At 73.3% G+C, this 14,034-nt stretch carries 15 protein-coding genes; 12 read left to right on the forward strand and 3 right to left on the reverse strand.

Going from position 1 to position 14,034, the window contains the following annotated elements:
* Positions 1-532: 532 nt before the first annotated feature.
* Positions 533-949, reverse strand: coding sequence for a pilus assembly protein CpaE (locus JZ5iCDA_RS10595; RefSeq protein WP_069387143.1), 417 nt, complete (start codon positions 947-949; stop codon positions 533-535).
* A 115-nt stretch (positions 950-1,064) separates the two neighbouring features.
* Between JZ5iCDA_RS10595 and JZ5iCDA_RS10600 the strand changes: the two genes are divergently transcribed.
* The 10 genes from JZ5iCDA_RS10600 (at position 1,065) to JZ5iCDA_RS10645 (ending at position 11,437) form a co-directional block, all read left to right on the forward strand.
* Positions 1,065-2,384 carry a mechanosensitive ion channel domain-containing protein gene (locus JZ5iCDA_RS10600; RefSeq protein ID WP_253182049.1) on the forward strand — a complete coding sequence of 440 codons (1,320 nt, stop codon included), beginning with the start codon at positions 1,065-1,067 and terminating at the stop codon, positions 2,382-2,384.
* 142 nt (positions 2,385-2,526) lie between these two features.
* Positions 2,527-3,009, forward strand: a complete 483-nt coding sequence (locus JZ5iCDA_RS10605) for a cell division protein SepF (RefSeq protein WP_069387144.1) — start codon at positions 2,527-2,529, stop codon at positions 3,007-3,009.
* 78 nt (positions 3,010-3,087) lie between these two features.
* Positions 3,088-3,372 carry a YggT family protein gene (locus tag JZ5iCDA_RS10610; protein ID WP_069387155.1) on the forward strand — a complete coding sequence of 95 codons (285 nt, stop codon included), beginning with the start codon at positions 3,088-3,090 and terminating at the stop codon, positions 3,370-3,372.
* A gap of 127 nt (positions 3,373-3,499) precedes the next feature.
* Complete coding sequence (locus JZ5iCDA_RS10615; RefSeq protein ID WP_069387145.1) at positions 3,500-4,168, forward strand: DivIVA domain-containing protein; 669 nt, start codon at positions 3,500-3,502, stop codon at positions 4,166-4,168.
* A gap of 135 nt (positions 4,169-4,303) precedes the next feature.
* On the forward strand, positions 4,304-4,765 hold the full coding sequence (locus tag JZ5iCDA_RS10620) for a TraR/DksA family transcriptional regulator (protein WP_069387146.1): 462 nt from the start codon (positions 4,304-4,306) through the stop codon (positions 4,763-4,765).
* A gap of 94 nt (positions 4,766-4,859) precedes the next feature.
* Entirely contained in the window at positions 4,860-5,540 is a 681-nt protein-coding gene (locus JZ5iCDA_RS10625; RefSeq protein WP_069387147.1) for a signal peptidase II, read from the forward strand.
* Positions 5,537-6,469 (forward strand): RluA family pseudouridine synthase, encoded by a 933-nt coding sequence (locus JZ5iCDA_RS10630; protein WP_069387148.1) that lies wholly within the window; start codon positions 5,537-5,539, stop codon positions 6,467-6,469. Before JZ5iCDA_RS10625 ends, JZ5iCDA_RS10630 begins: the two co-directional genes overlap by 4 nt.
* Positions 6,466-6,984, forward strand: a complete 519-nt coding sequence (locus tag JZ5iCDA_RS10635; protein WP_069387149.1) for a GNAT family N-acetyltransferase — start codon at positions 6,466-6,468, stop codon at positions 6,982-6,984. The genes JZ5iCDA_RS10630 and JZ5iCDA_RS10635 overlap by 4 nt, the downstream gene beginning before the upstream one ends.
* Positions 6,985-7,412: 428 nt before the next feature.
* Positions 7,413-10,946: a DNA polymerase III subunit alpha gene (dnaE, locus tag JZ5iCDA_RS10640; protein ID WP_069387150.1), complete on the forward strand. Its 3,534-nt coding sequence runs from the start codon at positions 7,413-7,415 to the stop codon at positions 10,944-10,946.
* Positions 10,947-11,029: 83 nt separating this feature from the next.
* Positions 11,030-11,437 (forward strand): pyridoxamine 5'-phosphate oxidase family protein, encoded by a 408-nt coding sequence (locus JZ5iCDA_RS10645; protein ID WP_069387151.1) that lies wholly within the window; start codon positions 11,030-11,032, stop codon positions 11,435-11,437.
* Between the two features lie 51 nt (positions 11,438-11,488).
* Here JZ5iCDA_RS10645 and JZ5iCDA_RS10650 read toward each other — a convergent pair whose 3' ends face one another.
* A complete protein-coding gene (locus tag JZ5iCDA_RS10650; protein ID WP_069387152.1) occupies positions 11,489-11,734 on the reverse strand; it encodes an RNA-binding S4 domain-containing protein in 246 nt (81 codons plus the stop codon).
* 69 nt (positions 11,735-11,803) lie between these two features.
* On the opposite strand from JZ5iCDA_RS10650, the gene hisD reads away from it, so the two are divergent.
* Positions 11,804-13,129 (forward strand): histidinol dehydrogenase, encoded by a 1,326-nt coding sequence (hisD, locus tag JZ5iCDA_RS10655; protein WP_069387153.1) that lies wholly within the window; start codon positions 11,804-11,806, stop codon positions 13,127-13,129.
* A gap of 9 nt (positions 13,130-13,138) precedes the next feature.
* Complete coding sequence (locus tag JZ5iCDA_RS10660) at positions 13,139-13,606, forward strand: GNAT family N-acetyltransferase (protein WP_069387154.1); 468 nt, start codon at positions 13,139-13,141, stop codon at positions 13,604-13,606.
* Between the two features lie 21 nt (positions 13,607-13,627).
* Here JZ5iCDA_RS10660 and JZ5iCDA_RS10665 read toward each other — a convergent pair.
* A partial coding sequence (locus JZ5iCDA_RS10665) for a phosphoribosyltransferase (RefSeq protein ID WP_139123066.1) occupies positions 13,628-14,034 on the reverse strand: 407 nt, incomplete at its 5' end.

A 14,034-nucleotide genomic window follows, 5' to 3' on the forward strand; every position in this document is an offset into this window, starting at 1 on the left:
GCCCGCCCCGGTGCGCGAGCGGCGGGTGAGGGACCCGGCGGCGCGGGACCCGGTGGCGCGGGACCCGGTGGCGCGGTGCGCGAGGCCGGCGCCGAGGCGCGCGGTCGCGTCGAGCGCGGTGAGGAAGAAGGGTCGGGGTGCGGTGTGACGGCCCATGTTCAGCGCTCCTCGCCGGTGGTCGGCCGGCGGGTCGCGCAGGCGTGGCAAAGCTGTCGAGTCAAGCGAGCGATTCCGATCGTGAGGTCGGTGGCCGGACGCGGGCGGCGGGGGCCGCGCAGTGCGCGCACGAACCGCCCACGGACGGCGGGCGGCGACCACGATGACGTGCGGGCGTGGCGGGGCGGTCATGCCCTCGGCACCACGGCGCCACCGGATCAGGTCTCAGGTCGGACCACGGTTCCCCGGCGGCTGTTCAATCCTCAACTAGACGCACGTCCAGACAGGCGGATTTCCGCGAGGATGCGTCAAGAGTCGCGTGCGGGCCCCGTGGCAGACGTGTGAAGACCTCTCCTCCCTCGCGTCTCGCGGTCGCTCAGGAGGTGGCGTCGGCGCTCGCGGTGACGAGGTCGAGCAGGGCGCGGGCGTAGGCGTCCGCGGGCTCCGGTGCGGTGAACCGGCGCTCCTCGCCGAGCACCTCCGTCCGGACCGCGTACCCGCCCTCGGTGACCTCGAGCGCCCGGAACGTGCCGCGCAGCAGGTGGCGCAGCTGTCCCTCGAGCGGGTGCCACAGCGCGTCCTCGAGGGCGACGGAGTCGAGCGCCCACTCCGTCGTGCCGTTGAAGCCGAGGATGACGCCGGTGTCGAACTCGTGCGGCTCGATGGTCATGTCGCTGACCGTGTAGACGTCGCCGTGCGGGCCGGTCGCGAGGAGGCGGAAGCGGTCGCCGGACGTGGGCGTCCAGCGCACGCCCGCCTCGCGCAGCCCGAGCGCCAGCTCCCACGAGATCATGCGCCCCACCGTAGGGCGGGCCGTCGCCACCCGCGCGCCGCGCCGGTCTCGCGGTGCGCGGCGGGACTGCCCGACGGCGCGCGCGACGTGGGAGGACGCTGCCTAACCTGGCGGGATGGATCCCGAGATCGAGAACGCCACCGACGTCCTGGTGACGCTCGGCGCCGTCGTGGCCGGGCTGGTCGCCGCGTTCCTGCTGGGCAGCGTCCTGTCGGCACTGGTCCGGCGCGTCGGGCACAGGAGCACCCTGGCCCGTGACCTGTCGCGCCGCCTGCGCAGGCCGGACCGCGCCGTCCTCATGGTCATCGCCGTGTGGGTCGCGGTACGGCTCACGACGGTCCCGTCGGACCCGTGGGTCCCGCTCGTCGAGCACGTGCTCGTCGTCGCGCTCATCGGGGTGGGCGCGTGGTGGGTGGGCGCGCTCGCGTTCGTCCTCGAGGACTCGGCGCTGCAGCGCTACCGCATCGACACCGCGGACAACCGGCACGCCCGCCGCGTCCGGACGCAGATCACGGTGCTGCGGCGGCTCACCGTGGCGATCATCGTGGTGTGCGCGATCGCCGCGGTGCTGCTGACGTTCCCGGGCGCGCGGGCGGCCGGGGCGAGCATCTTCGCGTCGGCGGGGCTGTTCTCGATCGTCGCGGGCCTCGCGGCGCAGACGTCGCTCGCGAACATCTTCGCGGGCATGCAGATCGCGTTCACCGACGCCATCCGCGTCGACGACGTCGTCGTCCTCGAGGGCGAGTGGGGCCGCATCGAGGAGATCACCATGACGTACGTCGTGGTGCACCTGTGGGACGACCGTCGCCTCATCCTGCCGTCGACGTACTTCACGACGAGCCCGTTCCAGAACTGGACGCGCCGCGCGGCCGACCTGCTCGGCACGGTCGAGCTCGACCTCGACTTCGAGGTGCCCGTCGGCGAGATGCGCACCGAGCTCAAGCGCCTGCTCGCCCTCACCGACCTGTGGGACGAGCGGGTCGGGATCCTCCAGGTGACGGACGCCGTGGGCGGCCTCGTGCGCGTGCGGGCACTCGTCAGCGCGCAGGACGCCCCCACCCTGTTCGACCTGCGGTGCTACGTGCGCGAGGGCCTCGTCGACTGGGTCCAGCGGGCCGCGCCGTGGGGCCTGCCGCGCACGCGCTTCGAGGGCGCCGGGACCGCCGGGTCCGACGACACGGGGGCACCGGCCGAGCGCGAGGAGCGGACCGTCGTCGCGCCGTCGGCCGAGTCGGTCGAGGCGCCCGACGAGCCGCCCGCCGTGGACCTGCCCGCGGGCGTCGCGGCGGACCTCGTGGCGGCCGGCGTGGGCGACGTGCACCGCACCGACGTCTGCACGCTCGAGGACGACCGGTTCTTCTCGCACCGCCGTGCCGCACGCGCCGGGACGACGACGGGCCGGTTCGCGGGCCTCGTCGCGGTCACCGGCGCATGACCGCGCCGGTCGGGGCGGGCTCCGCCAGGTTCACCCGTCCCGGGCGTGTCGCGGGAGCGCGCCGTGACCTGCTCGGTTACCGTGAGGCGACTGGACCGACGACCTGCGGTCCGACGGGACGAGTGAGGACGGAGCAAGACCCATGGCGGGAGCGCTGCGCAAGACCATGCTCTATCTCGGCCTCGCTGACGATCGCGGCGAGGTCGAGCAGGAAGAGTACGTCGAGGAGTACGACGAGACGGGGGCGGACGTGCCGCACGACTACCAGGCCCAGGTGACGCCGCTGCACCGCGCGCTCGGCCCGCGGGAGGTGCCGCAGACGACCATGTCTCCCTCCGAGCTGCGCCGGATCACGACCGTGCACCCCCGCTCGTACAACGACGCGCGCGTGATCGGCGACGCGTTCCGCGACGGCACGCCGGTCATCATGAACCTGTCCGACATGGACGACGCGGACGCCAAGCGCCTCGTCGACTTCTCGGCCGGCCTCATCTTCGGCCTGCACGGCGCGATCGAGCGCGTGACCAACAAGGTCTTCCTGCTCTCGCCGGAGCACGTCGAGATCACCGGCGAGGACCAGTCGGGCCCGCAGGACGGGCGCCCGGCCTTCTACAACCAGAGCTGACCCGGGACGCGCGCCCGACGCCCGCGCGTCGGGTGCGCGTCCTGCCGCGTGCCGCATGGCACAGTTGACCCCGTGATCCTGGACCTCGTCACCGGCATCCTCGGGTTCGTCCTGTGGCTGTACCTGCTGCTGCTCATCGGCCGTCTGATCTTCGACTGGGTGCAGGTGTTCGCCCGCGACTGGCGGCCACGCGGCGTGGTGCTCGTGCTCGCGGAGGTGATCTACACCGCGACCGACCCGCCGCTGCGCCTCCTGCGCCGGCTCATCCCGCCCCTCACGCTCGGCCAGATCCGCCTGGACCTCGCCTTCGTCGTGCTCTTCCTGCTCGTCACGATCGCGCTGCAGGTCGTCCAGAGCATCTGAGCCCGGCCGCCCGCCGCGGCGCGCGGGAGCCCGTCGTTCCCGGCCCGGCGGGGTAATGTCCGCTACTTTGGATGCTGGTGACCGCGAGGTCGCCCGGACCGATACGCACACGCTATGAGGTGAACCGATGGCACTGCTCACTGCAGAGGACATCCTGAACAAGAAGTTCTCGGCGACGAAGTTCCGTGAGGGATACGACGTCGAAGAGGTCGACGACTTCTTGGACGAGGTGGTGAGGACCCTCAACTCCGTGCAGGAGGAGAACGAGGACCTCAAGTCGAAGCTCGCGGCCGCGGAGCGTCGTGTCGCCGAGCTGAGCAGGGCCGACGCTTCCTCCGCCGCGGCGGCGCCCGCCGTCGTCGAGACGCCCAAGGCGCCGGAGCCCGAGCCGGCCCCGGTCGCGGCGCCCTCGCAGGCGATGGTGGCGAAGAACGCCGCCGAGCCGGAGTCCGCCACGGGCATGCTCCAGCTGGCCCAGAAGCTGCACGACGACTACGTGCGCTCGGGCCAGGAGGAGGGCGACCGCCTCATCGCCGAGGCGAAGGAGGAGGGTGCGCGCATCGTCCGCGAGGCCGAGGAGACGTCGCACCGCACGCTGTCCCAGCTGGAGCAGGAGCGCTCGCTCCTCGAGCGCAAGATCGACGAGCTGCGCCTCTTCGAGCGGGACTACCGCACGCGCCTCAAGAGCTACCTCCAGAACCTCCTCGGGGACCTGGACAACCGGGGCAGCGCCCTCCCGCCGCGCAGCAACGTCGGAGGAGCCGGTCGCACGAGCGACCTCGCGCCCGGCATCTAGCCTCAGCGTCGATCGTCCGGCAGCGGCCGGTACGCGCGACACCTGCGCTCCCTCCCTCACGGAGGGACGGCGTGGTGTGTTGTGCGTACCGGCCGCTGCGTCTACTCTCGCGTGACTCGATCCAGGAGGGGCGTCATGACGAAGCTCAGCACCGCGGCCAGGTCGGCCGTGCGCGACCAGTTCCCCAACCTCGCCAAGGACGTGAAGTCCTTCCCGGTGCGTGACGGGGAGGAGCCGTGGACCGTCCAGGAGGTCGAGGAGCTGGCGGCCGAGCTGCTCGCCGAGAAGGAGCGCCTCGAGAGCGAGCTCGCCGCGGCCGACGCCGAGCTGTCGAACCTGCTGCGCAACTCCGGCGACGGGGCGGGCGACGACCAGGCGGACTCGGGGTCGAGCGCGCTCGAGCGCGAGCAGGAGCTCACGCTCGTGAACAACGTGCGCGACCTCCTCGCCCAGACCCGGCACGCCCTCGCGCGCATCGCCGCGGGCACCTACGCGACGTGCGAGGCGACGGGGCTGCCGATCGGCAAGGCGCGCCTCCAGGCCTTCCCGCGGGCGACCCTCTCGGTCGAGGCGAAGCAGCGCGAGGAACGTCGCTGACGCGCTCGGCGGGGTGACGTCCCGGGCGCCGCGCGCGTCGTCCGGGCCCGCCCGGGCTCGGTGGGCCGCCCGGCACGTGGCAGACTTGCCGCCGATGTCCACCTCCGCGCACCCCGAGCCGGGCGACCCGGCACCCGACGTCTCCTCCGAGCGGCCCGACGGCGACAGCCCCTCTACGCCGCGACCCGCGGGGGACGAGCCCACCGCCACGTCCGCGCCGGCCGCGCCGCGCGCTCGCCGGCTCCTCGTCGCGTGGACGGTCGTGCTCGCGGCCGCCGTCCTCGCCGTCGACCAGCTCACCAAGTGGTGGGCGGAGTCGTCGCTCGAGCTCGGCGACGACGCGATCCCCCTGGTGGGGGACCTTCTCGGCCTGCGCCTGCTGTACAACCCGGGTGCCGCGCTGTCGATCGCGACGGGCATGACGTGGCTCCTGACGATCGTCGTCGTCGCGGTGGTCGTCGTCATCGTGCGCATGGTCAGCCGGATCGGCTCCCGCGCGTGGGCTGTCGCGCTCGGCCTGCTGCTCGGCGGCGCGCTCGGCAACCTCGTGGACCGGTTCTTCCGCGAGCCCGGTTTCGCGCGGGGCCACGTGGTCGACTTCATCGACTACGCGGGCTTCTTCGTCGGCAACGTCGCGGACATCGCGATCGTCGGTGCCGCGGTGATGATCGCGGTGCTGTCCGTGATCGGCATCGGCCTCGACGGCACGCGGCAAGGCCGTGACGCGGCGGACGAGAAGGCCGCCGACGAGCCGGCGGCGGGGGAGACGCGGTGAGCCTGCGGTCGCTGCCCGTGCCCGACGGCCTCGCGGGCGAGCGCGTCGACGCCGCGCTGTCGCGGCTCCTCGGGCTCTCGCGGACGCGCGCGGCGGAGCTGGCGGCGGCCGGCGCCGTGCGGCTCGACGGGCGCGAGGTCGGCAAGTCCGACCGGCTCCCCGCGGGCGCGTGGCTCGAGGTCGACGTGCCCGACGCCGCGCCCGCGGCCGTCGAGGTCGTCCCCGAGCCGGTCCCCGGCATGGGCATCGTCCACGACGACGACGACCTCGTCGTCGTCGACAAGCCCGTGGGCGTCGCGGCGCACCCGTCGCCCGGCTGGACCGGCCCGACGGTCGTCGGCGCGCTCGCCGCCGCGGGCTACCGCATCTCCACGTCCGGCGCCGCCGAGCGCCAGGGCGTCGTGCACCGCCTCGACGCCGGGACGTCCGGGCTCATGGTGGTCGCGAAGAGCGAGGTCGCGTACACGGCCCTCAAGCGTGCGTTCAAGGAGCGCACGGTCGAGAAGGTCTACCACGCGCTCGTCCAGGGCCACCCCGAGCCGACGACGGGCACGATCGACGCGCCGATCGGTCGCCACCCGAGCGCCGACTGGAAGTTCGCCGTCACGGCCGACGGCAAGCCGTCGGTCACGCACTACGAGGTCCTCGAGATGCTTCCCGCCGCCTCGCTCGTCGAGGTCCACCTCGAGACCGGGCGCACCCACCAGATCCGCGTGCACTTCTCGGCGCTGCGCCACCCGTGCGTCGGCGACCTCACGTACGGAGCCGACCCGGTGCTCGCGTCGCGCGTCGCGCTCTCGCGCCAGTGGCTGCACGCCGTCCGGCTCGGGTTCGAGCACCCCACCACAGGCCGATGGCTCGAGGTCGAGAGCTCGTACCCCGATGACCTCGCGCACGCGCTCGAGGTCCTGCGCGGGGCGTACGCATGAGCGCCGCCGAGCCCGTGCGCCCGGAGCGGCCGCCCTTCGCCGTCGAGCGCGTGCGCGACGCCGCCGGGCTCGCGGAGGCGCACGCGCTGCGCCTCGCCGTCTTCGTCGACGAGCAGCAGGTCCCGGTCGAGGAGGAGATCGACGACCTCGACACCGCGCCCACGACGACGCACGTCCTCGTGCGCGACGCCGCGGGCGCCGTCGTGGGCACCGGCCGGCTGCTCACCGACTCGGCGCACCCCGGCGAGACGCACGTCGGCCGCGTCGCCGTCGCGGCCTCGGCCCGGGGCACCGGCGCCGGCGCGGCGGTCATGCGTGCCCTCGAGGACCTCGCCCTCGCCGAGCACGCCGTCCCCGGCCCCGACGGCCGCCCGACCGTCCGCGTCGAGCTGTCCGCCCAGGTGCAGGCGGCCGGCTTCTACGAACGCCTCGGCTACACCGTCCACGGCCCGGTCTACCTCGACGCGGGCATCGACCACCGCGACGCCGCGAAGATCCTCACCGCCGAGAGCTGACCGCCGGAACCAGGACCGCGTCGTCGGCACCGCGCGCGGGGCCGGGGCCGCGCTCGGGCCTACCATCCGGCCTCGTCCCTCGGCCTCCCGCCAGGCCCGACCACGGCCCTTCGCACGGCCCCGGCCCCGCGCGCTCGTCGTCCGTCGCCCGATCGTCATCGCGTGGGGTGCTCGTCGTCTGACTGCGGACTCGCCGCCCGGCGGGGGGCGAGCCGCCTTGCCGGGGACGTCGCGCCTCGCCGAGCGCGGAGTCCTTCGTCACACACGAGGTGACGGACGGGCGAGGTGCGACGTGGGGGTGTGCGCCGGATCGTGGTGGGCCTGGCGGGAGCGCCGAGGCACGAGGCGCGGATGGTAGATCCGGCGCACACCCCCACGTCCCGCCGGAGGTGCACGAGAGCGTCGGTACCCCGGCCTAGGATCGACGCATGCCGAGCACGACCGAGGACTTCGTCCACCTGCACGTCCACACCGAGTACTCGATGCTCGACGGCGCGGCGCGGATCGGGGACCTGTTCGACGAGGTCGAGCGGCTCGGGCAGAAGGCGATCGCGACGACGGACCACGGGTACGTGTTCGGCGCGTTCGAGTTCTGGTCGAAGGCGCAGGCGAAGGGCATCAAGCCGATCATCGGCGTCGAGGCGTACATCACGCCGGGCACGAGCCGGTTCGACCAGACGCGCGTGCGGTTCGGCGAGAAGGGCCAGGAGGCGGACGACGTGTCCGCGCGTGGTGCGTACACGCACATGACGTTGCTGGCCAAGGACAACGAGGGCCTGCACAACCTGTTCCGCGCGTCGTCGCTGGCGTCGCTCGACGGGCAGATGGGCAAGTGGCCGCGCATGGACCGCGACCTGCTGCAGCGGTACGGCAAGGGCCTGATCGCGACGAGCGGGTGCCCGTCGGGCGAGATCCAGACGCGCCTGCGCCTGGGGCAGTGGGACGAGGCGGTCCGCACGGCCGGCGAGCTGCAGGACATCTTCGGTCGCGAGAACTTCTACGTCGAGCTCATGGACCACGGGCTCGAGATCGAGACGCGGGTCACGAAGGACCTGCTGCGCCTCGCGGAGACGATCGGCGCGCGGGTCGTCGCGACGAACGACCTGCACTACGTGCGCGAGGAGGACGCGTCGAGCCAGGAGGCGCTGCTCGCGATCAACTCGGGCTCGACGCTCGACGACCCGGACCGCTTCAAGTTCGACGGCACGGGCTACTACGTGAAGTCCGCGGCGGAGATGCGCCGCGTCTTCGCGGAGCTGCCGGAGGCGTGCGACAACACGCTCCTCATCGCCGAGCAGTGCGAGGTGTCGTTCAACACCAAGGCCAACTACATGCCCCGGTACCCGGTACCGGAGGGCGAGGACGAGACCAGCTGGTTCGTCAAGGAGATCGAGCGCGGCCTGCACCGCCGCTACCCCGACGGCATCCCGGACGCGTCGCGCAAGCAGGCGGAGTACGAGACCGAGGTCATCGTGCAGATGGGCTTCCCGGGGTACTTCCTCGTGGTCGCCGACTTCATCAACTGGGCGAAGCAGCAGGGCATCCGCGTCGGGCCCGGGCGTGGCTCGGCGGCGGGCTCGATGGCGTCGTACCTCATGGGCATCACCGAGCTGGACCCGCTGAAGCACGGGCTCATCTTCGAGCGGTTCCTCAACCCCGAGCGCGTGTCCATGCCCGACGTCGACGTCGACTTCGACGAGCGCCGGCGCGGCGAGGTCATCAAGTACGTCACGGAGAAGTACGGCGACGACCGCGTCGCGCAGATCGTCACGTACGGCACGATCAAGGCCAAGCAGGCCCTGAAGGACTCGTCCCGGCTCCTCGGCTTCCCCTTCGCGATGGGGGAGAAGCTCACGAAGGCGATGCCGCCGGCCGTCATGGGCAAGGACATCCCGCTCTCGGGCATCTTCGACCCGAAGCACGAGCGGTACGCGGAGGCGGCGGAGTTCCGCCAGCTCCACGACTCGGACCCGGAGGCGCAGCGCGTCGTCGAGCTCGCGCGCGGCATCGAGGGCCTGAAGCGCCAGTGGGGCGTGCACGCGGCGGGCGTCATCATGTCGAGCGACCCGCTGATCGACATCATCCCGATCATGCGCCGCCTGCAGGACGGCGCGGTCATCACGCAGTTCGACTACCCGACGTCCGAGGGCCTCGGCCTCATCAAGATGGACTTCCTCGGGCTGCGCAACCTCACGATCCTCGAGGACGCGCTCGAGAACATCGTGATGAACGGCAAGGAGCCGATCGAGATCGAGTCGCTCGAGCTCGACGACCGCGCGGCGTACGAGCTGCTCGCGCGCGGTGACACGCTCGGCGTGTTCCAGCTCGACGGCGGCCCGATGCGCGCGCTGCTGCGCCAGATGCGCCCCGACAACTTCGAGGACATCTCCGCCGTCATCGCCCTGTACCGCCCCGGTCCGATGGGCATGAACTCGCACACGAACTACGCGCTGCGCAAGAACGGCCTGCAGAAGATCGAGCCGATCCACCCCGAGCTGGCCGAGCCGCTCGCGGAGGTCCTCGACGAGACGTACGGCCTCATCGTCTACCAGGAGCAGGTGCAGAAGGCCGCCCAGGTCCTCGCCGGGTACTCGCTCGGTCAGGCCGACCTGCTCCGTCGCGCGATGGGCAAGAAGAAGAAGGAGATCCTCGACAAGGAGTTCGTGCCCTTCCACGCGGGCATGAAGGAGCGCGGGTACTCCGACGGAGCGATCCAGGCGGTGTGGGACACGCTCGTGCCCTTCGCCGGCTACGCGTTCAACAAGGCGCACTCGGCCGGCTACGGCCTCGTGTCGTACTGGACCGCCTACCTCAAGGCGAACTACCCGACCGAGTACATGGCGGCGCTGCTGACGAGCGTGCGCGACGACAAGGACAAGTCGGCGCTGTACCTCAACGAGTGCCGGCGCATGCACATCACGGTCCTGCCGCCGGACGTGAACTCGTCGGCCGCGAACTTCACGGCAGTCGGCGACGACATCCGCTTCGGCCTCACCGCGGTGCGCAACGTCGGCCGCAACGTGGTCGACGCGATCGTGGCCACGCGCGAGGAGAAGGGCGAGTTCACCTCGTTCACCGACTTCCTCGACAAGGTCCCCGCCGTCGTGTGCAACAAGCGCACGATCGAGTCGCTCATCAAGGCGGGTGCCTTCGACTCGCTCGGCCACTCGCGGCGCGCGCTGCTCGTCGTCCACGAGCAAGCGGTGGACTCCGTGATCAGCGTCAAGCGCAAGGAGGCGGAGGGGCAGTTCGACCTGTTCGCCGACCTCGGGCCGCAGGACGACCCGGCGATGTCGTTCAGCGTCGACGTCCCGGACCTGCCGGACTGGGACAAGAAGCAGCGCCTCGCGTTCGAGCGCGAGATGCTCGGGCTCTACGTGTCCGACCACCCGCTGTCGGGCCTCGAGCACGTGCTCACCCGCGCGGCGGACACGAGCATCGCCGCGCTCATCGCGGACGAGGGCCGTCCGGACGGGTCCACGGTCACGGTGGCGGGTCTCATCACGTCGCTGCAGCGCAAGATGAGCAAGAACGGCAACCCCTGGGCCGCGGTGACCATCGAGGACCTCGAGGGCGCGGTCGAGGTCATGTTCTTCGGCGAGACGTACCTCGCGTACTCGACCATCCTCGCGGAGGACCAGGTCGTCGTGCTGCGCGGCCGCGTGCGGCGCCGCGACGACGCGATGCAGCTGCAGGCGATGGAGGTCTCCCTGCCCGACGTCTCGGTCGGACCCGACTCGCCCATGGCCGTCCGGGTGCCGCACACCCGGTGCGTCGAGCCGGTCATCGTGCGGCTGCGCGAGGTGCTCGCGACCCACCCAGGGTCGGCGGAGGTGCACGTGCAGATCCTCGAGCCGGGCAAGACGACGGTCGTGCGCGCCGGTGACGCGCTGCGCGTGGAGAAGTCGCCGGCGCTGTTCGGGGACCTCAAGGCGCTCCTCGGACCGTCCTGCCTCGTGTGACCCGCGCGACGGTGCGACCCGTGTGACGACGGTGACGCCGGCGCAGCGCTCGGCGCGCGGTGGCCAGACCTAGACTCGGCCGGGTGATCCGACTCAACCCCGAGCAGCGCGTCTTCGTCACCGAGCGGCACCTCGCCACGCTCACCACGCTGCGCGCGGACGGCACCCCGCACGTCGTGCCGGTCGCGTTCACGTGGGACCCGGACGCCGGTGTCGCGCGGATCACGTGCAACCGCGCGTCGGTCAAGGCGCGCAACGCGCGCCTGCGCGGGCCGGACGGGGGGCCGCCGCGGGCCGCGGTGTGCCAGGTCGACGGCGGGCGCTGGATGACGCTGGAGGGGACGATCGAGGTCGTCGAGGACCCGGACGAGGTGGCCGACGCCGTGGAGCGCTACGCGCGGCGGTACCGGCCGCTCTCCCCGAACCCGGAGCGCGTCGTGCTGCGCCTCACGCCCGACAGGGTGATGGCCTCGACGTACATGGCGGGCTGACCGGCCCGACCGAGCCATGCGGACCGGGCACAGCGGGTCGGACGGGCCAGGTCAGGCGACCGTCGCGCCCTGGCGTCCCTGCGGGCGGTCCACCGTCACCGTGTCGCCACGCCGCAGCTGGCGACCGCGGCGCGTGTCGACCTCGCCGTCGACCCGCACCTCGCCCTCGGCGACGAGCTCGCGGGCCTCGGCACCGGACTCCGCGAGCCCGGCGAGCTTGAGGAACTGGCCGAGCCGGATGACGTCGTCCGAGATCCGGACCGGGGGGAAGGCGGTGGCGTCGGCGGGCTGCTCCATGGGGCCATCGTCGCACCTCGCGGGGGCGGGCGTTCTCGGCGGGGCCCGGGCGCTCCTAGACTCGGAGTCATGATCAGCCGCATCGACCTCCGAGGCCGGACCCTGAGCGCCCGCGAGCTCGTCGACACCCTGCCGCGCGCCGAGGTCGGCGTCGAGGACGCCGCGCACCAGGTCGCGCCGATCATCGACGCGGTGCGCGAGCGCGGCGCGGACGCGCTGCGCGAGTACGCCGAGCGCTTCGACGGGGTCCGCCCCGAGCACCTGCGCGTCCCGGCGGCGGCGCTCGAGACCGCGCTCGCCGAGCTCGACCCCACGGTGCGGGCCGGTCTCGAGGAGGCGATCCGGCGCGTGCGGCTCGTGCACGCGGCGCAGCGTCCGCAGGACTTCGCCGTGGAGATCGGCCCCGGGGCGCGCGTGCGCCAGCGCTGGGTGCCGGTCGGCCGCGTCGGGCTGTACGCGCCGGGCGGCCTCGCGGTGTACCCGTCGTCGGTCGTCATGAACGTCGTGGCGGCGCAGGAGGCGGGCGTGGCGAGCCTCGCGGTCGCGTCACCGCCGCAGCGCGACGGCGGCGGGCTGCCGCACCCGACGATCCTCGCGGCGTGCGCCCTGCTCGGCGTGGACGAGCTGTACGCGGTCGGCGGTGCGCAGGCCGTCGCGATGTTCGCGTACGGCGCGGCCGGCGGCGAGCCGCAGGACGGCGCCGTGCTGTGCGAGCCCGTCGACGTCGTCACCGGGCCGGGCAACGTGTTCGTCGCCGCGGCCAAGCGCCTCGTGCGCGGCGTGGTCGGTATCGACGCCGAGGCCGGTCCGACGGAGATCGCGATCCTCGCCGACGCGACCGCCGACCCGGGTCACGTCGCGGCGGACCTCATCAGCCAGGCGGAGCACGACCCGCTCGCCGCGGCGGTCCTCGTGACCCCGTCCGTCGAGCTCGCGGCCGCGGTCGAGGCGCGGCTCGTCGACCTCGTCCCCGTGACGAAGCACGCCCAGCGCGTCGCCCAGTCCCTCGGCGGCCCGCAGTCGGCCGTCGTGCTCGTGGACGACCTCGAGCACGGCCTCGCGGTCGTGGACGCCTACGGCGCCGAGCACCTCGAGATCCAGGCGGAGGGCGCCGCGGGGCTCGCGGACCGGGTGCGCAGCGCGGGCGCGATCTTCGTCGGCCCGTGGTCGCCGGTCTCGCTGGGGGACTACATGGCGGGCTCGAACCACGTGCTGCCCACCGGCGGCTGCGCGCACTTCGCGAGCGGCCTCGGCGTGCACAGCTACGTCAAGGCCGTCCAGGTCATCGAGTACGACCGCGACGCGCTCGAGGAGCTCGCCGACCGGATCGTCGCGGTCGCGAACGACGAGGACCTGCCGGCGCACGGCGAGGCCGTGCGCGCGCGATTCCTCTGAGCGGGCGCCGTGTCGCACGACGACGTCGTCCGCCGGGCGCTCCCGGCCGACGCCGCGGCGCTCGTCGCGCTGCGCGTCGAGCTCATGCGCGCGATGGGCGAGGCCGACGCCGAGGCACCGGAGTGGCAGGACCGCGCGCTCGGCTGGTTCCGTGACGCGCTCGCGGGCGACGACGCGGCGGCGTTCGTCGTCGACGACGGCGGAGAGGTCGTCGCGGGGGCCCTCGTGACCCTCAGCCGGGGCGCGCCGTCGGCGCGCAACCACCGCGGGCTGACCGCGCACGTGACCAACGTCTGCACGCTGCCGCACGCGCGGGGCCGCGGACTCGCGCGCGCGTGCCTCGAGGCCGCGATCCGGTGGTCGCGCGCCGCGGACGTCGACTCGGTGTCGCTGCACGCGACGCCCGACGGCGAGGCGCTCTACCGCTCGCTCGGCTTCACCGACACGACCTACACCGAGCTGCGCCTGCGCTGGTGAGCCGCCGGCGGCGCGCCCGTGTCAGCGCACGCCGAGGACGAACGGGTGCACCGCCTCGGCGCCCGCCTCGCGCAGCAGGCGTGCGGCGACCGTGAGCGTCCAGCCCGACTCGGTCCAGTCGTCGACGAGGAGCACGCGCCGCCCCGGCAGCCCGGCGAGCGCGGCGGGGGAGAGCTCGAGCTGCAGGCGCGTCGCGACGCCGGCGAGCCGCGTCGCGGAGTTCACGTCGTGGCGGCCGGGCTCCTCGCGGCCCGGGACCGGGCCGATCGCCCCGATGAGCGGGCGCCCGAGGTAGGCGGCGAGCCCGCTCGCGAGGTGGTGCGTGAGGCGCGGGCGCGTGACCGAGCGCACCGCCACCACGCCGTCGAGGAGCAGCCGCCGCTCCGCGGGCGCGTCGGACGCGTCCTCGTCCCCCTCGGCCGGGGCCG

Origin of the sequence: Cellulosimicrobium cellulans, from assembly GCF_001722485.1 — a bacterium.
GTDB classification, from domain to species: domain Bacteria; phylum Actinomycetota; class Actinomycetes; order Actinomycetales; family Cellulomonadaceae; genus Cellulosimicrobium; species Cellulosimicrobium cellulans_A.